The sequence below is a fragment of the Streptomyces sp. NPDC032721 genome, from assembly GCF_055579625.1.
The window spans coordinates 65,504-92,330 of the sequence record NZ_JBVIMX010000006.1 but is presented as its reverse complement, the minus strand read 5'-3'; the positions used below and the strand labels follow the sequence as shown (position 1 = coordinate 92,330).

At 72.3% G+C, this 26,827-nt stretch carries 24 protein-coding genes; 14 read left to right on the top strand and 10 right to left on the bottom strand.

Features of this window, described 5'->3' with window-relative positions:
- Positions 1 to 4: 4 nt before the first annotated feature.
- The gene (locus ACZ5PB_RS14600) at positions 5 to 3,451 is read right to left on the bottom strand and encodes an ATP-binding protein (RefSeq protein ID WP_468691056.1); all 3,447 of its coding nucleotides are present in this window, start codon (positions 3,449 to 3,451) and stop codon (positions 5 to 7) included.
- A gap of 185 nt (positions 3,452 to 3,636) precedes the next feature.
- Between ACZ5PB_RS14600 and ACZ5PB_RS14595 the strand changes: the two genes are divergently transcribed.
- Positions 3,637 to 4,434 carry a site-2 protease family protein gene (locus tag ACZ5PB_RS14595; RefSeq protein ID WP_468691054.1) on the top strand — a complete coding sequence of 266 codons (798 nt, stop codon included), beginning with the start codon at positions 3,637 to 3,639 and terminating at the stop codon, positions 4,432 to 4,434.
- A 29-nt stretch (positions 4,435 to 4,463) separates the two neighbouring features.
- On the opposite strand, the gene ACZ5PB_RS14590 is transcribed toward ACZ5PB_RS14595, so the two are convergent.
- Both ACZ5PB_RS14590 and npdG read right to left on the bottom strand, forming a co-directional pair.
- Complete coding sequence (locus ACZ5PB_RS14590) at positions 4,464 to 4,715, bottom strand: hypothetical protein (RefSeq protein ID WP_468691052.1); 252 nt, start codon at positions 4,713 to 4,715, stop codon at positions 4,464 to 4,466.
- Between the two features lie 12 nt (positions 4,716 to 4,727).
- The gene (gene npdG, locus ACZ5PB_RS14585) at positions 4,728 to 5,450 is read right to left on the bottom strand and encodes an NADPH-dependent F420 reductase (RefSeq protein WP_468691050.1); all 723 of its coding nucleotides are present in this window, start codon (positions 5,448 to 5,450) and stop codon (positions 4,728 to 4,730) included.
- A 94-nt stretch (positions 5,451 to 5,544) separates the two neighbouring features.
- On the opposite strand from npdG, the gene ACZ5PB_RS14580 reads away from it, so the two are divergent.
- Together ACZ5PB_RS14580 and ACZ5PB_RS14575 are read left to right on the top strand one after the other, a co-directional pair.
- A complete protein-coding gene (locus tag ACZ5PB_RS14580) occupies positions 5,545 to 6,162 on the top strand; it encodes a hypothetical protein (RefSeq protein WP_468691048.1) in 618 nt (205 codons plus the stop codon).
- A gap of 128 nt (positions 6,163 to 6,290) precedes the next feature.
- Entirely contained in the window at positions 6,291 to 7,598 is a 1,308-nt protein-coding gene (locus ACZ5PB_RS14575; protein WP_468691046.1) for an MFS transporter, read from the top strand.
- A 188-nt stretch (positions 7,599 to 7,786) separates the two neighbouring features.
- Here the strand turns inward: ACZ5PB_RS14575 and ACZ5PB_RS14570 are convergent, their stop codons facing one another.
- A complete protein-coding gene (locus ACZ5PB_RS14570; protein WP_468691043.1) occupies positions 7,787 to 8,017 on the bottom strand; it encodes a hypothetical protein in 231 nt (76 codons plus the stop codon).
- 66 nt (positions 8,018 to 8,083) lie between these two features.
- Between ACZ5PB_RS14570 and map the strand changes: the two genes are divergently transcribed.
- Together map and ACZ5PB_RS14560 are read left to right on the top strand one after the other, a co-directional pair.
- Positions 8,084 to 8,941 carry a type I methionyl aminopeptidase gene (gene map, locus ACZ5PB_RS14565; RefSeq protein ID WP_468691041.1) on the top strand — a complete coding sequence of 286 codons (858 nt, stop codon included), beginning with the start codon at positions 8,084 to 8,086 and terminating at the stop codon, positions 8,939 to 8,941.
- Positions 8,942 to 9,105: 164 nt separating this feature from the next.
- Positions 9,106 to 9,756 carry a biliverdin-producing heme oxygenase gene (locus tag ACZ5PB_RS14560; RefSeq protein WP_468691039.1) on the top strand — a complete coding sequence of 217 codons (651 nt, stop codon included), beginning with the start codon at positions 9,106 to 9,108 and terminating at the stop codon, positions 9,754 to 9,756.
- Positions 9,757 to 9,789: 33 nt separating this feature from the next.
- Here the strand turns inward: ACZ5PB_RS14560 and ACZ5PB_RS14555 are convergent, their stop codons facing one another.
- The 3 genes from ACZ5PB_RS14555 to ACZ5PB_RS14545 form a co-directional block, all read right to left on the bottom strand.
- Positions 9,790 to 10,533 carry a PhzF family phenazine biosynthesis protein gene (locus tag ACZ5PB_RS14555; protein WP_468691038.1) on the bottom strand — a complete coding sequence of 248 codons (744 nt, stop codon included), beginning with the start codon at positions 10,531 to 10,533 and terminating at the stop codon, positions 9,790 to 9,792.
- An 85-nt stretch (positions 10,534 to 10,618) separates the two neighbouring features.
- Entirely contained in the window at positions 10,619 to 12,250 is a 1,632-nt protein-coding gene (locus ACZ5PB_RS14550; RefSeq protein WP_468691036.1) for an HtaA domain-containing protein, read from the bottom strand.
- A gap of 217 nt (positions 12,251 to 12,467) precedes the next feature.
- A complete protein-coding gene (locus ACZ5PB_RS14545) occupies positions 12,468 to 13,931 on the bottom strand; it encodes an HtaA domain-containing protein (RefSeq protein ID WP_468691034.1) in 1,464 nt (487 codons plus the stop codon).
- 174 nt (positions 13,932 to 14,105) lie between these two features.
- On the opposite strand from ACZ5PB_RS14545, the gene ACZ5PB_RS14540 reads away from it, so the two are divergent.
- The 7 genes from ACZ5PB_RS14540 to ACZ5PB_RS14510 all read left to right on the top strand — a co-directional run bounded on the left by ACZ5PB_RS14540 (position 14,106) and on the right by ACZ5PB_RS14510 (position 21,700).
- Positions 14,106 to 15,155: a heme/hemin ABC transporter substrate-binding protein gene (locus ACZ5PB_RS14540; RefSeq protein WP_468691032.1), complete on the top strand. Its 1,050-nt coding sequence runs from the start codon at positions 14,106 to 14,108 to the stop codon at positions 15,153 to 15,155.
- 92 nt (positions 15,156 to 15,247) lie between these two features.
- Positions 15,248 to 16,318 carry a FecCD family ABC transporter permease gene (locus ACZ5PB_RS14535; RefSeq protein ID WP_468691030.1) on the top strand — a complete coding sequence of 357 codons (1,071 nt, stop codon included), beginning with the start codon at positions 15,248 to 15,250 and terminating at the stop codon, positions 16,316 to 16,318.
- A complete protein-coding gene (locus ACZ5PB_RS14530; RefSeq protein ID WP_468691028.1) occupies positions 16,315 to 17,163 on the top strand; it encodes a heme ABC transporter ATP-binding protein in 849 nt (282 codons plus the stop codon). The genes ACZ5PB_RS14535 and ACZ5PB_RS14530 overlap by 4 nt, the downstream gene beginning before the upstream one ends.
- Before the next feature lie 191 nt (positions 17,164 to 17,354).
- A complete protein-coding gene (gene efeO, locus ACZ5PB_RS14525) occupies positions 17,355 to 18,503 on the top strand; it encodes an iron uptake system protein EfeO (RefSeq protein WP_468691027.1) in 1,149 nt (382 codons plus the stop codon).
- A 29-nt stretch (positions 18,504 to 18,532) separates the two neighbouring features.
- Positions 18,533 to 19,780: an iron uptake transporter deferrochelatase/peroxidase subunit gene (gene efeB / locus ACZ5PB_RS14520; protein WP_468691025.1), complete on the top strand. Its 1,248-nt coding sequence runs from the start codon at positions 18,533 to 18,535 to the stop codon at positions 19,778 to 19,780.
- 47 nt (positions 19,781 to 19,827) lie between these two features.
- Complete coding sequence (gene efeU / locus ACZ5PB_RS14515; RefSeq protein WP_468691024.1) at positions 19,828 to 20,808, top strand: iron uptake transporter permease EfeU; 981 nt, start codon at positions 19,828 to 19,830, stop codon at positions 20,806 to 20,808.
- Entirely contained in the window at positions 20,765 to 21,700 is a 936-nt protein-coding gene (locus tag ACZ5PB_RS14510) for an SCO2278 family lipoprotein (RefSeq protein WP_468691023.1), read from the top strand. The genes efeU and ACZ5PB_RS14510 overlap by 44 nt, the downstream gene beginning before the upstream one ends.
- Before the next feature lie 61 nt (positions 21,701 to 21,761).
- Here ACZ5PB_RS14510 and ACZ5PB_RS14505 read toward each other — a convergent pair whose 3' ends face one another.
- Together ACZ5PB_RS14505 and ACZ5PB_RS14500 are read right to left on the bottom strand one after the other, a co-directional pair.
- Positions 21,762 to 22,532, bottom strand: coding sequence for a bifunctional DNA primase/polymerase (locus tag ACZ5PB_RS14505; RefSeq protein ID WP_468691021.1), 771 nt, complete (start codon positions 22,530 to 22,532; stop codon positions 21,762 to 21,764).
- A gap of 175 nt (positions 22,533 to 22,707) precedes the next feature.
- Positions 22,708 to 23,319, bottom strand: a complete 612-nt coding sequence (locus ACZ5PB_RS14500) for a TetR/AcrR family transcriptional regulator (protein ID WP_468691020.1) — start codon at positions 23,317 to 23,319, stop codon at positions 22,708 to 22,710.
- A gap of 155 nt (positions 23,320 to 23,474) precedes the next feature.
- Here ACZ5PB_RS14500 and ddaH point away from each other — a divergent pair, with 155 nt between their 5' ends.
- The gene (gene ddaH / locus ACZ5PB_RS14495; RefSeq protein WP_468691019.1) at positions 23,475 to 24,299 is read left to right on the top strand and encodes a dimethylargininase; all 825 of its coding nucleotides are present in this window, start codon (positions 23,475 to 23,477) and stop codon (positions 24,297 to 24,299) included.
- On the opposite strand, the gene ACZ5PB_RS14490 is transcribed toward ddaH, so the two are convergent.
- Positions 24,296 to 25,342 carry a small ribosomal subunit Rsm22 family protein gene (locus ACZ5PB_RS14490; protein ID WP_468691017.1) on the bottom strand — a complete coding sequence of 349 codons (1,047 nt, stop codon included), beginning with the start codon at positions 25,340 to 25,342 and terminating at the stop codon, positions 24,296 to 24,298. The genes ddaH and ACZ5PB_RS14490 overlap by 4 nt on opposite strands.
- A 115-nt stretch (positions 25,343 to 25,457) precedes the next feature.
- On the opposite strand from ACZ5PB_RS14490, the gene ACZ5PB_RS14485 reads away from it, so the two are divergent.
- Entirely contained in the window at positions 25,458 to 26,789 is a 1,332-nt protein-coding gene (locus ACZ5PB_RS14485) for a hypothetical protein (protein WP_468691015.1), read from the top strand.
- Positions 26,790 to 26,827 lie beyond the last annotated feature (38 nt).

Below are 26,827 nucleotides of genomic sequence, written 5' to 3'. Positions count from 1 at the left end.
GCGCTCAGGGGTGTTCCGCCCCGACGTCACCGTCGTCATCACTCCGGTACTGACCGCGTCGCGTCCGCACGAGGGCGGTGGCCTCCTCCAAGGAGAGGCCACCGCCTTCCGCGTACGCCGCCTCGTAGGCGGTGTCGCCCAGTGTTTCGCGGGCCAGACCGGCCGCGAAGTCCCGGCTCTCGGCCTCCTGGTCATTGACGAAGTAACCCGCGGGGAGGTGTTCGTGGTAGGTCCCGAGCAGCCGGGCCGCGTCCGCCGCCAGGGAGTCGTCCGTCGCGGCACCGGCCGTGGCGAGCCCTGCCAGCGAACCCGCCACGGTCATCAGATGCACGGCCGTCATCTGCGGGGCGATCATCCTGGACAGCGTGTCCTCGGCCAGGGCCAGGGCGCGGGCGCCCGTGGAGAGCCCCTCCTCGTACGCGCCCTCCAGGTTGGCCACCCAGGCGAGCAGGCCGAGCGAGATCCCCTCGAAGATCCTCAGGTTGCCGTTGTCGAAGCCCTCGCGCAGCAGCCTGAACTGCTCACGGGCCTCGGCCGGCCGGCCGGAGCGGGCCAGCCGGATACCGAGGAACAGCCGGGTGGGCGGCCCGGCTTCGGAGCCCAGGTGATCGGGGTCCGCCAGGCCCGCCCGCAGCAGGGCCTCGCCCTCGTCGCCCCGCCCTGCCTCGATGAGCGCACCGGCGAGCCGGGTCCGCAGCAACAGGACGTGCGGCTTCGCGTCGAGTGCCTCCGCGTGGGTGATCGCCTCCTCGTAAGCCTCGATGGCCCGGGCGAAGTCCCCGAACCGCTCGTGCGCCTCGCCCAGCGACGACAGGGCCTCGGCCGCTCCCCAGGCGTCGCCGATCCGCAGGAAGATCTCCAGGCTCTCCTCGCCGTCCCGGCGGGCGTCGCCGGCCCAGGCGGTGCGGTTGGCGAAGATCTTGGCCCGCATCTCCAGCGCGCAGGCCAGGTCCCACTCGTACCCGAAACCGCGGCAGGCGTCGACGCTCCGGTTGATCACCTCGCGCAGTTCCTCGTCGTCCTCGCCGGTCATCAGCAGTGCCAGGATCCAGAACGAGCCGGGGGCGCGGCAGGCCTGCGGCAGCTCGGGGCTGTAGGTGGCAACGACCCGGCGCAGCCAGTCCTTGGCCTCCGGGGTGTACCAGGCGTCCTTGTGGTGGTCCATGGTGACCACGTGCAGGATCCGGATGCCGCGCCTGGCTTCCTGGAGCACCTCGGGGCGCATCGGCGGGGGTGCGTCGGTGCAGCCCTCGAAGACGGCGGGGGCGCGCTCGACGGGGTCGACGAGGAACGGGTCCTCGCTCAGTTCCATGGTGACGGAGGTCCAGTGCCTGGCCTCGGTGAGCCGGTCGCGGACCTGCCAGTACCAGGCGAGGGAGTGCACCAGGCAGAGCGCCTCGTGCTCGTCCTTGGCGGCGACGGCGCGGCGCAGGGCGGCCCGCAGGTTCTCGTACTCGCGCTGGAAGCGGCCGACCCAGTGGAGCTGTGCCGGGCTGTGCAGCAACGGGTGCCCGGTGCGGGCGAGTTCGCGGAAGTGGACGAGGTGGCGGCGCTCCGCCTCGGTGCGGGCGCCGGACTCGGCGAGGCGTTCGGCCGCGTACTCCGAGACGGTTTCCAGCAGGTGGTAGCGCATCTCGCCGCCGCCGCCCGCGGCGTCTTCGGCGGGTGCGGCGACGACCAGGGACTTGTCGACGAGCGAGCCGAGCAGGTCGAGGGCGGCGGGTCCGCAGACGGCTTCGGCGGCGGCCAGGTCGCAGCCGCCCTGGAAGACGGAGAGTGCGGCCAGGGCCTGCCGTTCGTCCTGCTCCAGCAGTTCCCACGACCAGTCGACGACCGCGCGGAGCGTCTGCTGTCGGGGCAGTACGGTCCTGGCGCCCGCGGTCAGCAGCTTGAACCGGTCGTCCAGCCGGTCGGCGATCTGCCGGGGGGTGAGCATCCGCAGCCGGGCGGCGGCGAGTTCGATGGCGAGCGGCAGTCCGTCGAGGCGGCGGCAGATCTCGGCGGCGGCGGCCGGGTCGTCGTCGGTACGGAAGCCCGGCCGGGCGGCGGCGCCGCGCTCGGCGAACAGCCGCAGCGCGACGGGCGGCGGCAGCGGTTCCACCGGGCGCACCAACTCCCCCGGTACGCCCAGGGGTTCGCGGCTGGTGGCGAGGATCGTCAGCCCGGGGCAGTGCGCGAGGAGGTGCTCGGCGAGGTGGGCGGCGGCGGCCACCAGGTGCTCGCAGTTGTCGAGCAGGATCAGTACGCGGCGGCGGGCCAGGTACTCGGTGAGGCGGGCGAGGGGGTCGCCCGCGGTCCGGTCGGCGGCGCGCAGTTCCTCCGCGCCCGCGCCGCGCAGGAAGGTCTCCTGGGCGCCGAGTGCGGTGAGGACCGCCTCGGGGACGGTCTCCGGGTCGTCCACCGGGGCGAGTTCCACCATCCAGATGCCGTCGGCCCACGGCCCGGGGCCGACGCCCGCCGTCGTGGTGCCCGCCGTCCTGGTGCCCGCAGTCCTGGTGCCCGCCGTCCTGGCGGCCTCGGCGGCCTCCTGCGAGAGCCGCGTCTTGCCCGCGCCGCCGGGCCCGAGCAGCGTCACGAGCCTGGCCTGTGCGAGGTCGCCGCCGATGACGCCGATGTCCGTCTCGCGGCCGACGAAGGAGGTGAGCCGGGCGCGGAGGTTGCCGGTGGGCGGGGCGGGCGGGGCCGACGCGGGTGCGGCCGGTGGCGTCGGGGCTGCGTCCGGGGTCAGCAACTGGGCGTACAGGGCGCGGAGTTCGGCGGAGGGGTCGGTGCCGAGGCGGTCGGAGAGCTCGGTGCGCACCGTCTCGTACGCGGCCAGGGCCTCGGCGGTGCGGCCGGTGGCGTGCAGGGCGCGCAGCCGCAGTGCCTGGAGGGGTTCGTCCAGGGGGTGCTCGGCGCAGAGCGCGGTCAGTTCCGGCAGTGCCTCGGCGGCGGCGCCGAGGGCGAGCGAGGCGCTCAGCCGGGCGCGGCGCGCGTCGAGCAGGCGGGCGTCCCAGCGGGCCGAGTCGGCGGTGCGGGACGGCAGGTCGGCCAGGGCAGGACCGCCGCCGGCCCGCCAGAGGGCGAGTGCGTCGTCGAGCAGGGCCACGGCCTTGGTCGGATCGCCCTCGGCGGCGGCACGCAGGCCCTCGGTGGTGAGGGACTCGAAGCGGTGCAGGTCGATGTCGTCGGGGTCCGCGTCCAGTACGTAGCCGCCCGCAGCGGAGGTGACGGTGTCGCGGCCGATGCTCCTGCGCAGCCGGGCGATGAGCGCCTGGACGGCGCCGGGGGTGTCGGCGGGGGCGGTGTCGGAGTCGCCCCACAGGTCGTCGGCGAGCACCGCGACGGAGACGGGCCTGCCGGGGCGCAGGGCGAGCGCGGTCAGGAGTGCGCGCAGGCGGGGGCCGCCGAGGGGGACGGGGGTGCCGTCGTCGCGGAGGGCTCGGGCGGGGCCGAGGATCTGGTAGCGCACCGGGCCATTGTCCCTGGCCCGCCGGAAAGGGCACGAACGCCCCGGCCCGCCCCGGGAAGGGGCCCGCGGCCGGGGCCGGGGAACCTCACGGGTGGGGTCGGGCGTTGGGTGGGGTGTCGGGGGGTACGGTCGGCTGCGCGGCCGGGCCCGGCAGCATGTGTCACACCGTCCCAGGAGTCGCCCCCATGACCACCGCCATCAGCCGCCGGGACCGCCGCATCAGCCCGGTCTTCCTCGGCATCGTCGCCGTCATGGCGGTCACGGGCTGGGCCGTCTGGACGGACTTCGCCGCCTCCCCGGGGATCGCGGTCTTCCTCTTCGTGACCGCGGCCTGGGTGGTGTCCCTCTGCCTGCACGAGTACGCGCACGCCCGCACCGCCCTGCACAGCGGCGACATCAGCATCGGGGCCAAGGGCTATCTGACGCTCAATCCGCTCAAGTACACGCACGCGCTGCTCAGCATCGTGCTGCCGATCATCTTCGTGATCATGGGCGGCATCGGTCTTCCCGGCGGCGCCGTCTTCATCGAGCGGGGCCGCATCCAGGGGCGCTGGAAGCACAGCCTGATCTCGGCGGCCGGACCGCTCACCAACGTGGCGTTCGCGGTCATCTGCACCGCACCGTTCTGGCTGGACGCGCTGGACGGCGTCCCGCCCGCCTTCCGGTACGCGCTGGCGTTCCTGGCGCTGCTCCAGGTGTCGGCGGCGATCCTGAACTTCCTGCCCGTGCCCGGCCTCGACGGCTACGGGGTGATCGAGCCCTGGCTCTCGTACGGGATCCGCAGGCAGATCGAGCCGTACGCGCCCTTCGGGCTGCTGTTCGTGTTCGCCCTGCTGTGGGTGCCGAGCGTGAACCGGGTGTTCTTCGACGTGATCTACGCGATCACCGGCGGGCTCGGGGTGGACGAGCTGGAGAGCTACTGCGGGCGCAACCTGTTCCAGTTCTGGCAGGAGACGACGCCGCTCTGCGAGGCGGCCCGCTAGGGCGCGGCCCGGGGAATGGGCCCGCGCCGCTAGGCGGTCTGTGCTGCCGCCGCCTTCTCGGCCTTCGCCTTGCGCAGGTAGAACCAGGCCATGTTCGACGAGACACCGCCCAGCAGGATCCACACGATCCCCAGCAGGTTGCCCGCGACGAAGGAGACCACCGCCGCGGCGACCGACAGGGCGCAGACGACCAGGGCGTAGAGAGCGAGGCGGGGCATGGGGGACGGCTCCTGTCCGAGTGATCCGAGTGAGTGGGGACCTGCCCGTCCAGTGTCCCCCATGCCCGGATCGCCTTATACGTCGGTCACGCGCAGACCCGCGTGCGCCTTGTAGCGGCGGTTCACCGAGATCAGGTTGGCGACGAGGGACTCCACCTGGTGGGCGTTGCGCAGCCGGCCCGCGAAGACGCCGCGCATGCCGGGGATGCGGGCGGCCAGCGCCTGTACGAGGTCGGTGTCCGCACGCACCTCGCCGAGCACCATCACATCGGTGTCGATCTCCTCGACCGCCGGGTCCTGGAGAGTGACGGCGGAGAGGTGGTGGAAGGCGGCGGTGACGCGCGAGTCCGGGAGGAGCGCCTCGGCCTGCTGGGCGGCGCTGCCCTCCTCCGGCTTCAGGGCGTACGCGCCCTTCTTGTCGAAGCCGAGCGGGTTCACGCAGTCGATGACGAGCTTGCCCGCGAGCTCCTCGCGGAGCGATTCGAGGGTCTTGGCGTGGCCCTCCCACGGCACGGCGACGATGACGATGTCGCTGCGGCGCGCGCACTCGGCGTTGTCCGCGCCCTCGACGCCGAGGCCGAGCTCCTCGGCGGCCGTCTGCGCGCGCTCGGCGGCGCGCGAGCCGATGATCACCTTCTGGCCTGCCCTGGCCAGCCGGTACGCGAGGCCGCGGCCCTGGTCGCCCGTACCGCCGAGGACGCCGACGACGAGGCCCGAGACGTCGGGCAGGTCCCAGGGGTCCTTGGCGGGCTTGGCGGCCGGCTTGGGGGCGGAACTGTTGTCTGTGGTGGAAGTCATGGGCCGACCCTACTTCCCGGTAGTCCCCTCGTCCGGGTGAGCCCGGGGCCGTCCCGGGGACGCGGCGGGCCCGCGCCCGGCAGGCTTTCGCCCCATGGATGCCGTGAGAGTCGCACTGCTGCGGGAGGTCCTGGCCGGTACGGAGTGGCTGGGCGCGACGCGCAGGTTCGCCGGGGTGCTGCGAGCGTCGGTGGTGCCGCAGGGCAGCGGGCTGCTGCTGGTGGGGACGCGGCGGTACGAGCCGTGGCACCTGGCGGCGCACCTGATGGACGAGGCGGCCTGGTCGGGACTGCCCGCCCTGGCGCCGACGCTGGTGCGGCACGAGGTGCGCGGGGACGATCCGGCACATCTGTCGGTGGGGCTCGGGCGGCTGGCGGCGGCCGGGCGCGGGGAGACGCTGCTGGTGGTGGCGCCGGGCGAGGGGGACGCGGATGAGGGGCTGCTGGAGCGGGTGAGCGACGTACGGCGGGCCGGGGCCACGGTGCTGGCGCTGTCCGGGGACGCGGACGGGCGGGGCGAACTGGGCTCGCTGGCGCATGAGTTGCTGACGGCGCCGGAGGGCGGGGCGGTGGACCTGGACACGGTCCAGCACCTGGTGAGTGCGGCGGCCGGGGAGAACGTGCTGCCGGGGCCGCGCGGCGGGCGCCGGTTCCGGGACCGGCTGTCCCGGCTGGCGGACCGGCTGACGGCGCCGCCGCCGGAGCGGTGGTAGGGGAGGCAGTAGGGGCGGCTAGGGCCGGGGACGGCTGTCGCTGCTGGTGAGGCTGGCGAGGCTGGTTCCGGCGGCTTCGGCGATAACAAGTTGCACAGCCCACCCAGTCCCCCGCAGCATGACCCTTCGTGCCCCCCAAATCCGCCGGATTCTCCCTGGCATCCGTACTCCCCGATCTCTCCCCCTGGCGCTCATCGGCCGATTTCCGGCTGCTCTGGGTGCAGGGTCTCGTCGCGTTCTTCGGCAGCTCGATGGCGCTCATCGCGCTGCCGCTGCAGATCGCCAAGCTCACCGACTCGCCTCTCGCCGTCGGGGCGATCGGGGCCGTCGAGCTGGTTCCGCTGATCGTCTTCGGGCTGTACGGCGGGGCGCTCGCCGACTCGGCGGACCGCAAGCGGATCATCCTGCTCACCGAGGCGGGGCTCGGCGTGCTCGCCGTCGTACTGCTGGTGAACTCGCTCCTGCCGCAGCCCCTGCTGTGGCCGTTGTACGTGGTCGCCGCCGGGGTCGCCGCCCTCGCGGGGCTCCAGCGTCCGGCGCTGGACTCGCTGATGGCGCGGATCGTTCCGCACGACCAGCTCACCGCTGCCGCCGCGCTGAACGCCTTGCGCTGGCAGGTCGGCGCGATCGCGGGGCCCGCCCTCGCCGGTCTGGTCGTCGCGACGGCGGGCGCGGCGACGGCGTACACGGTCACCGTTCTCGGCTTCGCCGCCTCCGTGGTGATGTGTACGCGGCTCTCTCCCGCGCCGCCCTCGCACGACGCCCAGAAGCCGTCGCTGCGCGGCATAGCGGAGGGGGCGCGGTACGCGTGGAGCAAGCCGGTGCTGCTCGGGACGTACGCGATCGACCTGGCCGCGATGTTCCTGGCGTTCCCGAACGCGGTCTTCCCCTTCCTGGCGACGGCGCTGCACGCAGAGTGGGCGCTCGGGCTGATGTACGCGGCGATGCCGTTGGGGGCCTGTGTCATCGGGCTGACCAGCGGGTGGACGTCGAAGGTGCGCAGGCACGGCCGGATGGTGGTGTTCGGTGCGGCCGGCTGGGGGCTCGCGATGGCGGCCGTCGGCCTCACCACCAACATCTGGCTGGTGCTCCTGTGCATCACGCTCGCCGGGGCGGGCGACATGCTCAGTGGGCTCGGGCGTTCCACCATCTGGAACCAGACGATTCCCGAGGAGCTGCGGGGGCGGCTCGCGGGGATCGAGATCCTGTCGTACAGCTGCGGGCCGCAGCTGGGGCAGGTCAGGTCCGGGGCGGTCGCCGGGTGGACGGGGGTCCGGGGGGCCGTGTGGAGCGGGGGTGCGGCGTGTGTGGTCGCGGTGGGGCTTTTGGCGGTGGTGCTGCCGAAGCTGCTCTCGTACGACTCGGAGACGGATGAGGATGCGGTGCGGAGGCGGTCGCAGAAGGAGGTTGAGCGGGAGCAGGGGGTTGTGGGGTAGCCACTCCCTGGGGGCGGAGGTGGGGCGGGGGCGGAGGGTTCGGCTCCGCCGGGGGCCGCCCCCTTGCCCGCCCGTTCCGCCCCCGGGGGGCGGCCCCGCCGCCCAAGGAGGCGGGCGGCGTAGCGGCCCCGCCGCCCAAGGGGCGGGGCAGCGTGGGCGGCCGCGCCGGCCGAGGGGGGCAGGGGAGGTCAGGCGTCAGGATTTGAGGTCTGGTTTTTTTCGTGCCATTTGGGGTCGTTTTCCCATTGGAGGTTCTTTTCGCGGGCGGTTTCCATGGCGTGTTCCGCCTCCGTCCGGGTGGCGTAGGGGCCGAAGCGGTCCTTGGAGGGGCACTGGGGGCCCTCCTCGACCGTCTTGTGCTCCAGGCAGTAGAACCACTCGCCGGGCTTGCCGGTGGTGCGTCGTTTGAACAGGGCCATGACCGTGTCTCCTCGCGTCGTTCGTGCCGCCATAGTGCCCCCGTAGCGCTGACTACACTCGTCGGCATGTCTGGCCAGTCGCTGCTCGTACCAGGGGAGCTCTCTCCCATCCGTTCCGTCCCCGGCAACATCCGGCGCCCCGAGTACGTCGGGAAACCCGCGCCGACGCCGTACACAGGGCCCGAGGTCCAGGACTCCGACACCATCGAGCGGATGCGCATCGCGGGCCGCATCGCCGCGCAGGCGATGGAGGAGGCCGCCAAGCACATCGCGCCCGGCGTGACCACCGACGAGCTCGACCGGGTCGCGCACGAGTTCATGGTGGACCACGGGGCCTACCCCTCGACCCTGGGTTACAAGGGTTACCCGAAGTCGCTGTGCAGCTCGGTCAACGAGGTCATCTGCCACGGCATCCCCGACTCGACCGTGCTGCGCGACGGCGACATCGTGAACCTCGACGTCACCGCGTACCTCAACGGCGTGCACGGCGACAACAACGCCACGTACCTCTGCGGCAACGTGGACGAGGAGTCCAAGCTGCTGGTGGAGCGGACCCGGGAGGCCCTCAACCGGGCCATCAAGGCGGTCAAGCCCGGCCGCCAGATCAACATCATCGGCCGTGTCATCGAGTCGTACGCCAAGCGCTTCGGCTACGGCGTGGTCCGTGACTTCACCGGCCACGGCATCAACACGTCCTTCCACTCCGGCCTGATCGTGCCGCACTACGACAGCCCGCACGCGACGACCGTGATCCGGCCCGGCATGACGTTCACCATCGAGCCGATGCTGACGCTGGGCACGCACGAGTACGACATGTGGGAGGACGGCTGGACGGTCGTCACCAAGGACCGCAGGCGGACCGCCCAGTTCGAGCACACGCTGGTGGTGACGGAGACCGGGGCGGACATCCTCACGCTGCCGTAGCGGGGCGGGCGGGGCCGCCCGTCGGGAACCGGGAGTTTTTACCGACAGGTCGTCGGGAACAGGTTGACTTAGGTAAGCCTAAGCAACGAAGATCGGTGGTGGCAGGTGTCAGCGCTGTCACCACCGCTCTCTTTCCCGGTCCCTTCTGTCCCCGGAGGTCCGCTTTGGACACCACTTTCTCCACCCAGATCCGTGTGGCCTCGCACGAGCAGCACACGGAGGCGGAGACCTCGACGTTCATGAGCGATCTCCTCGGCGGCAAGCTGGGCGTGGACGCGTACACGCGCTACACCGAGCAGCTGTGGTTCGTCTACAAGGCCCTTGAGGACGCCGCCGATTCGCTGCGCGAGGACCCGGTCGCGGGCCCCTTCATACAGCCGGAGCTGATGCGCACCGCAGAGCTGGAGCGCGACCTGGCGCACCTGCGCGGCGAGAACTGGCGCGAGGGCCTGGTCGCCCTCCCCGCCACCCGGGCGTACGCGGACCGGGTCACCGAGTGTGCGGTGACCTGGCCCGGCGGGTACGTGGCGCACCACTACACCCGTTACCTGGGCGACCTGTCCGGCGGCCAGATCATCCGCGACAAGGCTGAGAAGACCTGGGGCTTCGCGCGCAAGGGCGACGGCGTGCGCTTCTACGTCTTCGAGCAGGTCTCCAACCCGGCCGCGTTCAAGCGGGGTTACCGGGAGCTGCTGGACGGCATCGCGGCGGACGAGCTGGAGAAGAAGCGCATCATCGACGAGTGCAAGCGGGCGTTCGACTTCAACGGGGCGGTCTTCCGCGAGCTGGGCGGGGAGTTCCCGCTCAGCGCCTAGTCCTTCGGCGGGGGTTCAGGGAGTTCAGGGGGTTCACGCCGGGTCGGCGTGGGCCCCCTGCGGCGTGTTCGCGGGTACGTGGGCGGGGACGTACGCGGGTACGTGGGCGGCGAACTCGTGCGCGGTGAAACGGACTCGGCCGCCGATCTCGATGAGGCCGTCCGGGCCGGGGGCGGTGAGGAGCTGGGAGCCCTTCCCCTGGGTGATGTTGAGGGCGCGGCCGAGCCGGGCGGTGAGCAGGAGTGCGGCGGCGCCGGTCGCCTCGTCCTCGTCGATGCCGTCGTCGCGCCGGGGGAACGCCCGGGCACGGACGCGGCCCGCCGCCTCGTCCTCCCACGCCCAGGCGTACAGCCAGCCCTCGCCCGGCGGCGGCGCGGGGAGGGCGTCGACCTCGGCCGGGGTCGCGTACTGCTGGAGCTCGCGCGGGGGTGCCCATTCGGCGCGGGCGGTGATCCAGGTGAACTCGCCGTCCTGGCGGGCGATCACCTCGCCGACGGCCAGTTCCAGCACCTCGATGTCGAGGAGCCAGGCGGTGCCGACGAGGGGGTGTCCGGCGAAGGGGAGGCGGGTGGTGGGCGTGTAGATGTCGACCGTTCCGCGCTCGGGGTCGTCGACGAACACGGTCTCGCTGTAGCCGAGTTGGCGTGCGTAGGCCTGTCGGACGGCGGGGGTGGGGTGCGTCCGGGGCGCGTCGCGGACCACGGCGAGGGTGTTGCCGCAGGAGCCGTCGGGGGCGCAGAAGACTTGGAGGAGGTCCACTTCGTTCACGGGCGGCATTGAAGCACGGGGCGGGGAACGGGGCGAAGCTGCCCCGTTCCTCGCCCCGTTGCCCGAGCTGGTGCGGTCGCGCACCAGCTGCCGGTCAGGCCCGGCTGCCCTTGCGACGGCGGGCCGCGAAGACCACCGCGCCGCCAGCGACCGCCAGGGCCCCGGCCGCGCCGAGGAGTGCGCCCGACGGCGCCGAGGAGCCGGTCGCCGCGAGGTTGCCGCCCACCGAGCCGCCGCCCACGGAGGAGCCGGCGCCGCCGACCGTGCCGCCGGTGGTGTCCGTACCGCCGGTGCTGGAGCCGCCCGTGGTGCCCGTGCCGCCCGTGGTGCCCGCCGTGCCCGCCGTGCCGCCGTCCGGCAGCTGTGCGTCCTTGTCGACCGAGACCGCGACGGTCAGGGCGTCCATGGCCTGGCCGGCCTCGTACATCCCGCCGAAGGCCTTGGACCCGCCCGCGGTGAGCTTCGCGGGGACGCCCGACAGCTTCACGACGCCGTCCACGACGGACAGTTCACCGTTCGGGGTGAGCGACGCGATGTCGAGCGCCTTGTAGGTCGCGACCTTCTTCGTACCGCGGTCCTTCGTCGAGACGTCGGCGATCAGGGTGCCCTTGCCGCCCTTGACCTCGACCTTGAGTGCGGAGAAGTTCAGGTCGAGGGTGTACGCCCCGTTCTCCTGGTGGCCGACGAAGCGGACCTTGCCGTCGAAGGAGGCGGAGAGGTTCTGCTTCTCGGCGTCGAAGTCGCCCTTGCCCTTCGGGAAGCGGAAGCCGTCGCCGGAGTTGGTCGCGCCGCCGGAGAGCTCGATCTTGCCGTGGGCGATCGGGCCCGTGACGTACTTGCGGAAGCGGTCCAGCACGCCCCAGTCGAGGTTGCCGTCGACGATCGCGCCCTGCTCGACACCGGTGGGCGGGGTCGTCGGCGCGGTGGTGGGCGGGGTGGTCGGCGGGGTGGTCGGCGGCTTCGTCGGGTCGACCGGGGGCTTGGTCGGGTCGACGGGGGGCTTCGTCGGGTCGACCGGCGGCTTGGTCGGGTCGACCGGCGGCTTCGTCGGCTTGCCGCCGCCCGCCGGCTTGACCGACAGGCTGGCCGCGTCCAGCTTGTCGCCCTCCTTGTACTGGCCGTTGAAGGCCGCTGAACCCGCCTTCGTCAGCGTGGCCGGGATGTCCTTGAAGAGCATCGCGCCGCCCACACCCTGGCCGGGCTTCACGGCGGACAGGTCCAGGGCCGCGAGCTGGACGTCGTCCTGTGTGACGAAGTCCTTGCCGCCCTGCGGCTTGGACTTGATGTCGGCGGTGATCGCACCGGTCTTGCCGGCCGTCGAGATCTTCAGGTCCGACAAGGTGATGTCGAGGACACCGTCGTGGGCGGTGAAGTGCACGCTGCCCTTGAAGGCGGTCTGCGTGCCGTGCGTCTTCATGTCGTACGTGCCGACACCGTCGACGAACGTGAACACGCCGTTGTTCGCGGCCTGCTTGGCGCCGCCCGCGACGGTGATCTTGCCGCCGGAGAACGGCGAGCCGAGGTACTTGCGGAAGGACTCCTTGAAGCCCCAGTCCAGCGTGCCGTCCTTCAGCTCGATGTTCGGACCGGCGGGAGCCGCCGGGACTGCGGCGGCCCCGGTGCCTTCGTCGGCCGCAACGGCAGGCAGGGCAAAGGCGGTGATCCCGACAGCAGCGGCCGTGGCTACGGCGGCGGCAAGGGCTATCGGTCGGCGGGTGACGGCCATGTTCAGGGGTCTCCTAGTACGGGAGGGGCGGGGGAGGTGGGTGAGGTGGAGGTGGGGCGGGAGTGCCTGGCGGGGCCCGGGGGGGAGGGTGGTCGGTGACCGGGGTGACCGGTTGACGGGGGCGACCGGTTGGCCACCCGACTGGTGGCCAACCGGGGTGACGGTTGGCCGCCCTACCGGTGGCCGAGTGGGCGGGGTGGGCCCGTTGGGCGGGGGGTCAGGCGGTGTTGTTGGTGGAGTCGGTGGGTTCGGTCGTGGTGCGCCTGCGGATCAGCAGGAAGGTGGCTGCGGCGATCGCCAGGGCTCCTGCGCCCACCGCCGCGTACAGCACGGTGTGGGAGGAGGAGGACGACGAAGCGGTGTTCGTCGTCTTCGGGGTCTCGGGCTTCTTCTTGTCCGGGTCCGCCGCCGGGGTCCTGGTGTCGCTGCCCAGGTCCGGCAGTGCGGGCAGCTTCGCCTTCGCGTCCACGGCGACCGCGAGGGACACCGGGTCCATCTCGGTGCCCGCCTTGTACATCGAGCCGAACGCCTTCGCGCCCTGTTCGGTCAGCGTCGCCGGGGCCTCGGTGAGGGCGGCCAGGCCGTCCTTGGCGGTGAGGGTCTTGGCCTCGAAGGTGACCAGCGGCACCCCGGCCGACCTGGTGGGCTTCTTCGTCCTGAGGTCCTGGCTCGCGACGTCCGCGAACAGGGTGCCCTTGCCGTCGGCGACCTTCACTCCCACCTTGGAGAGCGTCAGGTCGAGGTGGGCGCCGGAGAAGCGGACGCTGCCCGCGAAGGCGGCGTCCAGGGTCTTCTTCCCGCCGTCGTACGTGCCCTTCCCCTGCGGGAAGCGGAACAGTGCGCCACCGTCCAGCGCGCCTTCGGCCAGCTCCCACTTGCCCTTGGAGATGGGCCCGGTGACGTACTCGCGGAAGGTGCGGCGCACCCCCCAGTCGACGGCCCCGTCGGTGAAGGCGCCGGATGCCTTGGCGTCGTCCTTGGGTTCGTCCTTGGCGTCGCCCTTGGCCGCGTCCTCGTCCTTCGGGGCCGACGGCTTGGGCTCCGGGGGCTTGGCGCCCGCCGCCACGTCCGCCGACAGGCTGACCGGGTCGAGTGCCGTGCCCGCCGTGTAGTACCCGGCGAAGGCGCCGGCACCCTGCGAGGTCAGTGTCGCGGGGATGTTGTTGAGGGCGACCGGGCTGCCGCCGCCCTTCATGTTGATGCCGCCGACGGCCAGCGAGGCCAGCGGGATCTGGCTGCTCACGGTCACCTTGCCGGTGGCCTTGCTCTTGCTGGTGACGTCCGCGAACAGGGTGCCGCTGCCGCCGGAGATCCGCACGGTGGGGCGGCTGATGGTGAGGTCGAGCTCGTTCGTGCCGTCCGGCTTCTTGTGGCCGGTGAAGCGGATCCCGCCGGAGAAACCGGAGTTCAGGGCGCCGGTGTCCGGGTCGTAGGAGCCGCTCGCCGAGTGGAAGCGGAACTGGCTTCCGCCGACGGTCGCGGCACCGCTCAGCAGGGTGAAGCCGCCCTTGGCTATCGGGCCCGTGACGTAGCTCTGGAAGGAGGATTTGATCCCCCAGTCGAGCCTGCCGCCCTGTACGGTGCGCGCTGCCGCACTGGCTGCGGCGGCCGGGAGCAGCGCTCCCAGCACGGCCGCGATGAGCGCGACGGCGAACGCGCGGGCCGGTCTGGACGACAACATCAGGGTCCCTCCGAGGTCTAGCGAGCGAGGTAAGGCTAACCTAAGCTATGCCCGACCTGGTCCGGAACCCTTCCGGACCATTCATAAGCACCCCGAACCCCCCGGACCAGGGACGAACGTCCCCAACCGACAGAACACTTCGGCCCTTTCGGCCGGTCGTCACAGAACAGGACGGTGCACCCCGTGCGAACGCCAGCCGCGTCCCGGCGCCCCTCACGCCTGGCAGGTGCACTGATATCCGTGCTCGCCCTCGCCGCCGTCGCCACCGGCTGCGGCAGCGGTACGACGACGGCGGGTGCGCCCGCCGTGGAACCGAAGAAGGAGTCCGCCCCCGACCGGGTCGAGCCGCTGGCCGCCGCAGCGAAGCCGCAGCTTCCGGTCACCGTCGCGTCCGCCGACGGGAAGCAGGTGAAGGTCGCTTCGACCGACCGGATCGTGCCGCTGACCGGCAGTCTGAACGAGATCGTCTTCACACTCGGGCTCGGCGGGAACGTCGTCGCCAGGGACATCACCGCCACCTTCGAGCAGGCCAAGTCCCTCCCCGTGGTGACACGTGCGCACGACGTCTCCGCCGAGAGCGTCCTCTCGCTGAAGCCGACCGTCGTCCTCGCGGACACCACCACCGGCCCCGTCGAGGCCGTCCAGCAGATCCGCGACGCGGGCATTCCGCTGGTCGTGGTGAAGCCCGCGAAGGAGCTCGCCGACGTGGACCGGCGGATCGACGCGGTGGCCGGGGCGCTCGGGGTGAAGCCGGCCGGGGACGAGCTCAAGAAGCGCACCCAGGAGCGGATCGCCGCCGTACAGAAGGACATTCCGCAGCCCTCGGACGGCAAGAAGCCGCGCGTGACCTTCCTCTACCTGCGCGGTTCGGCGTCGGTCTATCTGCTGGGCGGGCGTGATTCCGGGGCGAGTTCGCTGCTGGAGGCGGCCGGGGCCGTCGACGCGGGCAAGGACTCCGGGCTGGCGAAGGACTTCACCGCGATCACCAGCGAGGCCCTGGTGAAGGCGGCGCCGGACGCGATCCTGGTGATGGGCAAGGGACTCGACTCGGTCAACGGCGTCGACGGCCTGCTCAAGGTGCCGGGCGTCGCCGAGACCCCGGCCGGGGTGGACCGCCGGATCGTCTCCGTCGACGACGGCGTGCTGCTGAACTACGGCCCGCGCACCGACCAGGTGCTGAAGTCCCTGGTCGATCAGCTCTACGGGACGGCGAAGAAGAAGTGAGCAGCGACCCTGTGACCGCCACCCCGAAGGCCCGCACGAAGACCCGCGCGGAACCCCGCACACAGCCCCGACACCCCACCGGGACAACGGACTTGCCGACCCCCCCGGACACCCCCGCCGCCCCGAAGGGGAAGCGGCGCGGCACCACCTTCACCCTCACCGTCGGCCTGTCCGCCGCCCTCCTCGTGCTCGCCCTGGTGTCCGCCGGGCTCGGCACGTACCACATCTCCCCCGGCGACGTACTGGCCTCCGTACAGCACCGGATCGGTCTCGGCGGCGCCTCCCTCGACCGGGTCGGCGAGAGCGTGCTGTGGAACATCCGGCTGCCCCGGGTCGTCCTCGCGCTCCTCGTCGGCGCCTCGCTCGGCTGCGCGGGCGCCCTGATGCAGGGCGTCTTCGGCAATCCGCTCGCCGAGCCCGGTGTCATCGGCATCTCGGCCGGTGCGGCGGTCGGCGCGGTCGCCTCGATCGCGCTGGGGCTGAGCTTCTTCGGCAACTGGACGGTGACGTTCTGCGCGTTCGTCGCCGGACTGATCACCGTGCTGCTGGTGTACGTGCTGTCCCGCTCGGGCGGCCGTACGGAGGTGGTCACGCTGATCCTCACCGGCATCGCGGTGAACGCCTTCGCGGGCGCCCTGATCGGCCTGTTCATATTCTTCGCGGACAACGCGCAGATCACCCAGATCACCTTCTGGCAGCTCGGCTCGCTCGCCCAGGCCACCTGGCCCAAGGTCCTCGCCGTCCTGCCGTGCGCACTGCTCGGTCTGCTGCTCGCCCCGTTCTACGCCCGCAAGCTGGACCTGCTCGCACTCGGCGAACGCCCGGCCAGGCACCTGGGGGTGGACGTCGAGAAGATGCGCATGGTGCTGGTGCTCGTGGTGGCGCTGCTGACCGCGGCCGCCGTCGCCGTGGCGGGCATCATCACCTTCGTCGGACTGCTCGTCCCGCACCTGCTGCGGATGGCGAACGGGCCCGGGCACCGCTTCCTGGTCCCCGGCAGCGCACTGGGCGGCGCGCTCGTGCTGCTCGCCGGTGACCTCGCGGCGCGCACCGTGGCCAGTCCGGCGGAGCTGCCGCTCGGTGTGCTGACCGCGCTGTTCGGCAGTCCGTTCTTCTTCTGGCTGCTGCGCCGGACCCGTCGCAAGCAGGGTGGTTGGGCATGAGCTCCTGGAAGTCCCTCTTCTCCCCGGCGGGCCGCCGCCGCGAGCTGCCCGCTCCGGTCGAACGGGGCACCGCCGCCGTCGAGGTGACCGGGCTGCACGTCAGGCTCGGGCAGCGCGAGGTGCTCTCCGGCATCGACCTGGCCGCCCGCGCGGGCGAGGTGCTGGCCCTGGTGGGGCCCAACGGGGCCGGGAAGTCGACCCTGCTGGCCGCCGTGGCCGCCGATCTGCCCGCAGCCGCCGGGACGGTACGGATCGACGGCCGTACGGTCGCCGACTGGAGCGCCCCCGACCTGGCGCTGCGCCGGGCCGTGCTGCCGCAGTCGGCGGCGCTGTCCTTCCCGTTCCCGGTCGAGGACGTCGTACGGATGGGACGCGCGCCCTGGGCCGGCACCGCGCACGAGGACCAGGACGACGCGGCGGTCGCCGAGGCGATGGCCGCGACGGAGGTCACCGGGTTCGGGCCGCGCCCCTTCTCCGCGCTGTCCGGCGGCGAGCGGGCCCGGGTCGCCCTGGCCCGCGTGCTGGCGCAGCGCGCCCCCGTACTGCTGCTGGACGAGCCGACGGCGGCGCTCGACCTGCGCCACCAGGAACTGGTGCTGCGGATCTGCCGCGCGCGGGCGGCGGCCGGTGACGCGGTCGTCGTCGTCCTGCACGACCTCGGGCTCGCCGCCGCGTACGCGGACCGGGCGGCCGTACTGCACGACGGGCGGATCGCCGCGTGCGGGCCGCCGGCCGAGGTGTTCGGCGAGGAGCTGCTGAGCCGGGTGTACCGGCAGCCGGTCGAGGTGCTGCCGCATCCGCGCACCGGGGCTCCGCTCGTCCTCCCGAAGCGCGAGCCGGTCTGATTTGACCTGGTCTTTACCGGACTACGAGGCGGTCATGGGGCTCCCGTGACCGCCTCGTACTCTTGCGGTCGAGGTGAGAGCGGAATCACTGCACGGGGGGGCTATGTCCGGAGTAAGGGGCGCTTAACTTAGGTAAGCCTCAGTAGACCCTGTGGGCCTCGTAGACCTTTCACCCCGTGTGGAGTCCCCTTATGCGTCCCCTCCGTCTCTCCGTCCTCACCGCCGTCGCCGCCGCGACCGCACTCACCGCCGTGACCGGCTGCGCCGAGAAGAGCGATCCCGGGGCGGCCGCCGACGGTGCCGTCCAGGTCGTGGCCACGGACGACTCCTGCGCGGTGTCGAAGAAGAGCTTCCCGGCGGGCAAGGTCGAGCTGGCGGTGGAGAACAAGGGCACCAAGGTCACCGAGGTCTACGTCCTCTTCCCCGACGGCCGCATCCTCACCGAGCGCGAGAACATCGGCCCGGGCACCAAGGCCGACCTCACCGCCGAGATCAAGGCGGGGGCGTACGAGATCGCCTGCAAGCCCGGCATGAAGGGTGACGGCATCCGCCAGAAGGTCGTCGCGTCCGGCAACGACAAGCCGGTGGCCCGCAACCCGGAGAAGGACGCCGCGGTCGCCGCGTACCGCACCTACGTCCAGCAGCAGGCGGAGGAGACGCTGCCCAAGGCGCAGGTCTTCGCCGACGCCGTGAAGGCGGGCGACCTCGAAGCCGCGAAGAAGGCGTACGCGCCCTCGCGGATCGGCTGGGAGCGCACCGAGCCGGTCGCCGAGTCGTTCGGCGACATCGACCCGATGGTCGACCTGCGCGAGGACGGCGTCGAGGAGACCGGCAAGCCGTGGACCGGCTGGCACCGCCTGGAGAAGGCGCTGTGGCAGGACAAGAAGATCGGGGCGGAGGAGAAGAAGCTCGCCGACACCCTGATGAAGGACCTGGGCGTCTGGGTGAAGAAGGTCGGCACCGCCGAGATCACCCCCTCCTCGATGGCCAACGGCGCCAAGGAGCTCCTCGACGAGGTCGCCACCGGCAAGGTCACCGGTGAGGAGGAGCGCTACAGCCACACCGACCTCGTCGACTTCAAGGCGAACGTCGAGGGCGCGGAGAAGGCGTACACCCTGCTCAAGCCGGTCGCCGCGAAGAACGACCCGAAGCTCTCCGGCGAGCTGGACAAGCAGTTCGCGGCGCTGAACAAGCTGCTCGACAAGCACCGCCCGGACACGTCCTCGTACGACTTCGTGTCGTACGACAAGGTCGGCAAGGACGACCGCAAGGCGCTGTCCGACGGGGTGAACGCGCTCGCGGAGCCGCTGTCGAAGCTGGCCGCCGCGGTCACCAAGTAGGCGCCCCGGTCCCGCGGAAGGAGCGACCCATGTCAGCTGACCCCCACTCCCCTGCTCCGTCCCGTCGTTCGGTGATCGGCTGGGGTGGCGCCGGGCTCGCGCTCGGAGCCGCCGCGGCGGGTGGTGCGGCGCTCGCGCTGAACCGTGACGAGGAGCCGTCCGCGCCCGCCGCGTCCGGCGGTGCGGCCGTCCCCTTCTACGGGGAGCACCAGGCCGGGATCGCGACCGCGGTCCCGGACCGGCTGCACTTCGCCGCGTTCGACGTGACGACGAAGGACCGGGCGGAGCTCGTCCAGCTCCTGAAGGACTGGACGGCCGCCGCCGCCCGGATGACGGCCGGGCACGCGGTCGGCGAGGGCGCGTTCGGCGGACTGCCCGAGGCGCCGCCGGACGACACGGGCGAGGCGCTCGGCCTCAAGCCGTCCCGGCTCACCCTGACGATCGGCTTCGGCCCCTCCCTCTTCGACGGCCGCTTCGGGCTGAAGGACAGGCGGCCGGCCGCCCTGGTCGACCTGCCGAAGTTCCCCGGCGACAACCTCGACAGGGCGCGCAGCGGCGGCGATCTGTGCGTCCAGGCGTGTGCGGACGACCCGCAGGTGGCGGTGCACGCCGTCCGCAACCTCGCCCGCATCGGCTTCGGCAAGGTCGCGGTGCGCTGGTCGCAGCTCGGCTTCGGCAAGACCTCGTCGACCACTCCCGACGCACAGACGCCCCGTAACCTCTTCGGTTTCAAGGACGGCACCCGCAACATCGCGGGCACCGACACCGGCACGCTCGACAAGCACGTGTGGGCGACGGAGAAGGACGGGGCCGCCTGGATGGCCGGGGGCTCCTACCTGGTCGCCCGCCGCATCCGGATGAACATCGAGACCTGGGACCGCACCCCGCTGGCCGAGCAGGAGGACATCTTCGGCCGCGACAAGGGCGAGGGCGCGGCCGTCGGCAGGTCCAAGGAGCACGACGAGCCGAACCTCAAGGCCATGCTGCCCACTTCGCACGTCAGGCTGGCCCACCCGGACAGCAACGCCGGGGCCCGGATGCTGCGGCGCGGCTACTCCTTCACCGACGGCACGGACGGGCTCGGCAGGCTCGACGCCGGGCTGTTCTTCCTGGCGTACCAGCGCGACGCCCGCGACGCGTTCATCCCCGTCCAGCGGAACCTGGCGCGCTCCGACGCGCTCAACGAGTACATCCAGCACGTGGGTTCGGCGCACTTCGCCGTTCCGCCGGGCGTCCGTGACAAGGGCGACTGGTGGGGCCGGGCGCTGTTCTCGTAACCCTGTTCTCGTAACCCTCACATGATCCTGAAAGGGCGGGGACCGACGTGTTCGCCAACTATCTGACCGGCCTGCGCGAAGGCCTCGAAGCCAGCCTGGTCGTCTGCATCCTGATCGCCTACCTGGTGAAGACCGGACGGCGGGACGCCCTGGTCCCGGTGTGGATCGGCATCGGGGTCGCGGTGCTGATCGCGCTCGGCTTCGGTGCCGGACTGACCTTCGGCTCCCAGGAGTTGACCTTCGAGGCGCAGGAGGCGCTGGGCGGCACGCTGTCGATCCTGGCGGTGGGCCTGGTCACCTGGATGGTGTTCTGGATGCGGCGCACCGCCCGGCACCTGAAGGCGGAGCTGCACGGAAAGCTGGACGCGGCACTCCAGTTGGGGACGGGGGCGCTGGTGGCGACCGCGTTCCTGGCGGTGGGGCGCGAAGGGCTGGAGACGGCGCTGTTCGTGTGGGCCTCGGTACGGGCCTCCGGCGACGGTACGCACGCGCCGCTGATCGGCGTGATCCTCGGGCTCGCGACGGCGCTGCTGCTGGGCTGGCTGTTCTACCGGGGTGCGGTGCGCATCAACCTGGCGAAGTTCTTCACCTGGACCGGCGGCATGCTGCTGGTCGTCGCGGCCGGGGTGCTGGCGTACGGCGTCCACGACCTTCAGGAGGCCCGCTTCCTGGGCGGTCTCGCCGACAAGGCCTTCGACATCAGCGAGCAGATCCCGCCGGACAGTTGGTACGGGACCCTGCTGAAGGGCGTCTTCAACTTCCAGCCGGACCCGACCGTCCTCCAGGTCACGGTGTGGGCGCTGTATCTGATCCCGATGCTGGTGCTCTTCTTCGCCCCGGTAGGGTTCCGGTCGTCGGCGACCGTGACACAGAAGGCGACCCATGGGCAGGCTGAGCACGAGACCCGCGCCGGGTCACAAGCGGCGAGCAGCGGCACTGGCGACAGCAGGGCTGCTGGCACTGACGGCGAGCGGGTGCGTGACGGTGCACGGCGAGACGGCGATCGTCCCGTCGGCGACCAGGGCTGAGGCCGCCCAGGCACTCAAGGACTTCACGGCCGCCTACAACAAGGCGGACAAGGCGTACGACCCGGCGCTCGCGGCGGGCCGGGTCACCGGCGCGCTGGGCGCGATCAACCAGGCAGGGCTGAAGGCCCGCCAGAAGCAGAGCCCCGGCGGCAACCCCGGCCACCAGGAACTCACGCTCTCCGACACCGAGTTCCTGATACCGAAGAAGGCGGGCTGGCCGCGCTGGTTCGTCGCGGACGCCGACAGCAACCGGGACACCGAGGGCGGCCGGGCCGACTCCCGCTGGCTGATCGTCTTCGTACGGGGCGGGGCCGACCAGCTCTGGGAGGCCTCGCACCTGCTGACGGTCTCCCCCGGCGAGGTGCCTGACTTCGACCTCGACGCGGACGGCCTCGCGAAGCCGGCCCCGGCGGACGGGTCGGGGCTCGCGGCCTCCCCTGCCGAACTGAGCGGGGCCTACGCCTCGTACCTCCAGAACAAGGGGCAGGGAGGTACCGGTTCCGGTTCCGTGTCCTTCGCGCCCGGCCGGGACACCACTCTGTGGCTGGACGCGCGCAAGCGGGCCTCGCAGCGCATCGGGCGTTCCATGCAGTACCTGGACCAGCCGCTGACCACGGGTGCCTTCGCCCCGGTGGCGCTGGCCACGAAGGACGGCGGCGCGTTCGTCTTCTTCGCCACCCGCCACTTCGAGAAGCAGACGGCCGCGCGCGGGGTGCCGCTGCTGGACCTCAACGCGGACGTACAGGCCCTGATGACCGGCACTCCCAAGTCGTCGCTGACCAAGGAGCGGGTGTCGAGTCAGGCGGCGCTGGTGCCGAAGAAGGGCGCGGCGCCGGGTGCGGTGGAGCTGGAGTCCCGGGTGCAGGGGCTGGTCGCGGCCTCGGGGTCGTAACTCCCGGCCGGGACCGGCGGGTTCAGCGGCCGACGGGGACCGGCGAGGACCGGTTGCCGGTTCAGCGGCCGACCGGCCAGGCCACCGCGTGCGGGTCGTGGTCGGCGTCGGTGTCCTCGTCGGCGGCGTACCTGGCGCAGGCGTCGGTGAGTGTTTCGAGGAGGGTCAGCGGGTCGGGCAGCTGGTGCTCCAGGCCGCGCACCCAGTGCACGTCGAGGTCACCGGCGAGCCGGGCGGGCGGTACGAGGACGTAGCTGCCCCGGCAGTGCCAGCGCAGTCCGGGGTGTTCGTCCATGGTCTCGGGGTGGCAGTCCAGCTCGCACGGCCACCACTCGTCCTCGTCCTCGGGGGTGCCCCGGGTCGCGGTGAAGAACAGCATGCGGGCCTCGGCCCCCGCCGCCCCTTCGGCGAACACGGCCACCGGGCCGACCTCGATCTCCGCGTCGAGCAGCCGCTGCAACGCACTGCGACCGGCCTCCAGCGGAACGTCCAGGACGTCGTGGACCATGCCGGTCGCGGTGATGAAGTTGGCCTGCGGCTGGGTGTTCGCCCAGCGGTCGATCTGTCCGCGGTCGGTGGTCGACTGCGTCTGCCAGGCGAAGGACACCGGATGGCGGGCGGGCGTCGGACAGCCGACGCGCTCGCAGGAACATCGATATCCGGCCGGATACGCGGCGGGGGCGAGCGGCAGTCCCGCGCCGGCGGCGGCGCGCAGCAGCGTCAGACGATCAGCGCCCGCGTCGGGCACGGGTTTGCCCCCGGCACGACGGCGCAACCACTGTGCGATGCGCCCCGACGATTTGGCCGTTCCCGACTCGAACCCCGCGCCCATCTGGCTCCTCACCCTCAACCTTGGCCCCCGGCGGACCTCACCATGCTCGCACCATCCTGCGCCCCGGGGGGCCGGTGTCCGTATCCGGGGTTGGTGAGATACCTCGCTCGGGATACGGGGAATGCGGCGGGGCACGGTGGCCGCAGGGCGCCGGGGGTCTGCCGGGGGGCCGGGCTCAGCGCGGGGCGAGGCCGTTCAGCGCGTAGTCGACGAGGCGGTCGGCGTACTCGTGGGTGAGAGGGCCTGTGCGCAGCATCCAGCGGCCGGAGAGGGGGCCGGTGAACAGTTCCACGGCGATGTCCAGGTCCAGCTCGGGGCGCAGGTCGCCCTGTGCGCGGGCGGCGGAGAGCCGGTCGACGTACAGCTGGAGGGAGGGGCGCAGCAGCTTCTCGACGTAGCTCGCGCAGAGTTCGGCGTCGACGATGCCCTCGGCGGCCAGCGCGCGGGTGGGCAGGTCGTACTTGGGATCGACGAGTTCGTCGACGGTCGCGCGCAGGACGAGCCGGAGGTCGGCGGCGAGGTCGCCGGTGTCGGGGAACGTCTGCGCGCCGCCCGCCGCCTCGGCGGCCTGCTCGCCGAGGTCGACGAAGGCCTCCAGGAGGACCGCACCCTTGGAGGGCCACCACCGGTAGATGGTCTGCTTGCCGACTCCGGCGCGGGCGGCAATGCCCTCGATGGTGGTCTTGGCGTACCCGGCCTCGACGACGAGGGCGAGCGCGGCATCGTAGATCGCACGCCGGGAGCGCTCGCTGCGCCGTGCGGAATCGGGGGTCCTGGTCTCTGGCATTCCCGTAATCTACCAGTCGCGAGACGTTTCGTCTCGCCTGGGTGTGCGCGGAGCGTGAACCACCCTTTCGGTGCACAGCGCAAAGCCCGCCGCAGCACCGACCATGGGCTCCACGGCAAGGCCTTTGCCACTCCCTCCTCCCGAAGGAGCCCTCATTGAGCCGACACGTTCGTGACGCAGCGCCCCGTCGCTACCTGATGTGCCCCCCGGAGCACTTCAGGGTCACGTACTCCATCAATCCCTGGATGGACCCCAGCAAGCCGGTCGAGCTGCCGCTCGCCCTCGCGCAGTGGGAAGACCTGCGCGACCGCTACCTCTCCCTCGGTCACACCGTCGAACTGCTCGACCCCCGCCCCGGACTGCCCGACATGGTGTTCGCCGCGAACGGCGCCACCGTCGTCGAAGGACGCGTCCTGGGGGCCCGGTTCGCCTACGCGGAGCGGACGCCGGAGGCCGAGGCGCACCGCGAGTGGTTCGCGGCGCACGGCTTCACCGACGTCCGCGAGCCGGAACACGTCAACGAGGGCGAGGGCGACTTCGCCGTCACCGCCTCGTGGGTGCTGGCCGGGCGCGGCTTCCGCTCGACGTCCGCCGCGCACGACGAGGCACAGGAGTTCTTCGGCCGCCCGGTGATCGGCCTGGACCTCGTCGACCCCCGCTACTACCACCTCGACACGGCACTCGCCGTCCTGGACGACCGTCACGACGAGGTCATGTACTACCCGGGCGCCTTCTCCCCCGGCAGCCGCGCCGTCCTCGCCCGGCTCTTCCCCGACGCGCTGATCGCCGAGGAGGCGGACGCCGCGGCGCTCGGCCTCAACGCGGTCAGCGACGGCCGCCACGTCCTGCTGCCGCAGGCGGCGACCGGCCTCTACGATCCGCTGCGCGAGCGGGGCTTCGAGCCGATCGGCATGGACCTGGGCGAGCTGCTCAAAGGCGGCGGCAGCGTGAAGTGCTGCACCCAGGAACTGCGCCCCTAGCCGACGGAGCTCCCCGGCGGAGGCGGCCACTCGTCGCCCCAGTCGGTGTCCCGGGCGGACCGGTACAGGTCGCCGTGTCGCTTCTTCGACACGTTCTCCCCGACCTGCTCACCGTCCGCCCGGCACAGCTCCAGCATCACGAGGCCCTTGCGGATCTGGGGCTTGCGCACGACGCGGGCGGCGGCCGGTACCGCCCCCGCCGCCGGCTCCCGTACGGCGGCGACGTAGGCGAACTTCTCGTCCTCGTACGGCAGTGAACCGCCCTTGACCTTGCGGTGCAGCGAGGAGCGGCTGACCCGGGCGGAGAAGTGGCACCAGTCCGTGCCGGCCGGGTCCAGCGGGCAGGCGGCGCTGTGCGGGCAGGGGGCGGCGATCCGCAGTCCGGCGGCGATCAGCCGGTCGCGGGCGGCGAGGATCCGCCGGTAGCCGTCGGGGGTGCCGGGCTCGACGATGACGACGGCGCCGGTCGCGGCGCGGGCGGCCTCGTCGACGAGGGTGTCGCGGTCCGTCTCGGTGAGTTCCTTGAGGACGTAGGAGACCGTGACGAGATCAGTGCTCTCGATGCTGAGCGCCGTTCCGATACGAGAGCGCTGCCACACCACGTTCCGCAGTGCGGGCACCCCCGACGCCTCCGCCAGCTCCCGCCCGAGCTCCAGCGCGGGCTCCGCCCAGTCCAGCACGGTGCTGCGCTGCGTCCCCCACGCCTGGGACACCGCCCAGCTCGCGGCCCCGGTCCCGCCCCCGACATCGGTGTGCGTCGCCGGCACCCAGTGCGGCGCGGCCTGCCGCAGTGCCCCGAGCGCGGACCGTACGGCCTCGAAGGTCGCGGGCATCCGGTACGCCGCGTAGGCGGCCACGTCCGAGCGGTCGCGCAGCACCGGGGCGTCGGTCGGGGTGGTCCCCCGGTAGTTGGCGATCAGCCGGTCGACGGCCTGGGTCGCCTGCTTGGGCGGCAGCCCGTCGAGCAGCCCGGCGAGCGCCGCGCGCAGCACGTCCGAGGTGGCTTCCGGGGCTGCTGCCGAGGTGGGGAAGGTGGAGTTCACCGAAAAAGTGTAGGGGGCAAAAAGGGGCATCGGTGAACTGCTGCGCATCCAGGGGCAGTTGCATACCCTGACAGCCGTTGACCATTTCCGGGGGCAATGCGTCGGGGGGAGAAGAGTGGGACAGCGGTTCATGCGCATCGCGCTGGTGGCAGGAGGGGCCGTGCTCGCCCTGCTCCTCCTGCTGGCCACCTGCGGCGGCGGCAAGGGCGAAGGCGACGGCGGCAAGGCCGGCACGGGCAAGGACGGCAAGCAGCCCGTGAAGGCCGCCACCCCGGCGCCGCCCGCCGTCCCGCGCCTGCCCGCCCCGGCCGCGTACGACAACGCCAGGGGCTGGCGGATCACCGGCGGCTCCACCGAGTACGCGCTCTCGCAGGAACCCGCGCTGGTCGGGCACGTGGAGCGGTCCGGCGCGGAGCGCTTCGTGCTCCGTACCTACGACGCCCGCAGCGGGAAGGCCGTCTGGACGGGCAAGCCGTGGCGCTCGCTGTCGGACCCGGCGTACTTCCCCAAGCTGCTCTCCGTCACCAAGGGCGACCGCCGTTTCTTCGTCACCTGGTCGTACGGGAAGGTCAGCGGCGCGGACGCGCTGTCGACCGGGGACTCGGTGATCGCGCTGGACATGTACGACGCCCGCGACGGCAGCCAGCTCCATGCCGAGCTGCCCTGGACCGGCGTCCCGGTGGTCTCCGGCACCGGCCCCGGCATCCTGATCACCGACGGCGCGGCGACCGCGACCGTGGTGGATCCGGTGACCGGGCGGACCACCCCGTACACCCAGAAGACCCTGGGCGCGCCCAAGGGCTGCAAGAACTGCGGGGTGCGCACCGAGGTGCGGGGCCTGACCGCGAAGGGGCCGCTGGTGAGCGGGCGCACCGAGTTCTGGGTGAAGGGCGGCTGGTACAGCAGGTCGGTGGCGCCGGGCGGCAGCGACCCGGCGTCCGGACAGCCCACCTCGGTGACCGCCACCGGGCAGATCCTGGCGAAGTGGCAGAAGAAGAAGCCGGACGGCTGGGACCGGTGGGCGGTGCACGACGCGGACACCGGCAAGGTCCTGGCGACGGTGGACTGCCGCAAGCCCGCCATAGAGCCGGGCGAGTACCCGAAGGCGGTGACCGCGCCCGGCGGCCACTACCTGGTCGCGGGCAACCTCGCCTTCGACCTGCGCACCCCCGCCCCCAAGGGCGCCAAGACCGGCCACTGCCTCCAGGAGAAGGAGGGCAGCAAGCCGGTCACCCTCACCTCGGTCACCGACGACGGCATCGCGTACGGCACCACCAGCCCCACCTCGGCGGCCGGCACCCCGGTCGAGGTCCCGCTCGCCACCGTCACGCCCGCCGCGCTCACGGACACCGCGCGGCTGCCGGAGGCGGAGCTGGCGGGGACGGGCCTGTTCCGCTGGACGGACCGGCAGGACCGCCCGTACCTGATCGGCTACCCGCGCCGCTGACCCGGCCGGGCGGTACGGACAACCGCTCTTGCGTTCTC

Bases quoted from the DNA above. Each gene is read 5' to 3' on its own strand.
- ACZ5PB_RS14595 (WP_468691054.1), top strand. From the start codon at position 3,637: ATGACCACCGCCATCAGCCGCCGGGACCGCCGCATCAGCCCGGTCTTC.
- ACZ5PB_RS14590 (WP_468691052.1), bottom strand. From the start codon at position 4,715: ATGGGGGACACTGGACGGGCAGGTCCCCACTCACTCGGATCACTCGGA.
- npdG (WP_468691050.1), bottom strand. From the start codon at position 5,450: ATGACTTCCACCACAGACAACAGTTCCGCCCCCAAGCCGGCCGCCAAG.
- ACZ5PB_RS14580 (WP_468691048.1), top strand. From the start codon at position 5,545: ATGGATGCCGTGAGAGTCGCACTGCTGCGGGAGGTCCTGGCCGGTACG.
- ACZ5PB_RS14570 (WP_468691043.1), bottom strand. From the start codon at position 8,017: ATGGCCCTGTTCAAACGACGCACCACCGGCAAGCCCGGCGAGTGGTTC.
- map (WP_468691041.1), top strand. From the start codon at position 8,084: ATGTCTGGCCAGTCGCTGCTCGTACCAGGGGAGCTCTCTCCCATCCGT.
- ACZ5PB_RS14555 (WP_468691038.1), bottom strand. From the start codon at position 10,533: ATGCCGCCCGTGAACGAAGTGGACCTCCTCCAAGTCTTCTGCGCCCCC.
- ACZ5PB_RS14550 (WP_468691036.1), bottom strand. From the start codon at position 12,250: ATGGCCGTCACCCGCCGACCGATAGCCCTTGCCGCCGCCGTAGCCACG.
- ACZ5PB_RS14545 (WP_468691034.1), bottom strand. From the start codon at position 13,931: ATGTTGTCGTCCAGACCGGCCCGCGCGTTCGCCGTCGCGCTCATCGCG.
- ACZ5PB_RS14530 (WP_468691028.1), top strand. From the start codon at position 16,315: ATGAGCTCCTGGAAGTCCCTCTTCTCCCCGGCGGGCCGCCGCCGCGAG.
- efeO (WP_468691027.1), top strand. From the start codon at position 17,355: ATGCGTCCCCTCCGTCTCTCCGTCCTCACCGCCGTCGCCGCCGCGACC.
- efeB (WP_468691025.1), top strand. From the start codon at position 18,533: ATGTCAGCTGACCCCCACTCCCCTGCTCCGTCCCGTCGTTCGGTGATC.
- ACZ5PB_RS14505 (WP_468691021.1), bottom strand. From the start codon at position 22,532: ATGGGCGCGGGGTTCGAGTCGGGAACGGCCAAATCGTCGGGGCGCATC.
- ACZ5PB_RS14500 (WP_468691020.1), bottom strand. From the start codon at position 23,319: ATGCCAGAGACCAGGACCCCCGATTCCGCACGGCGCAGCGAGCGCTCC.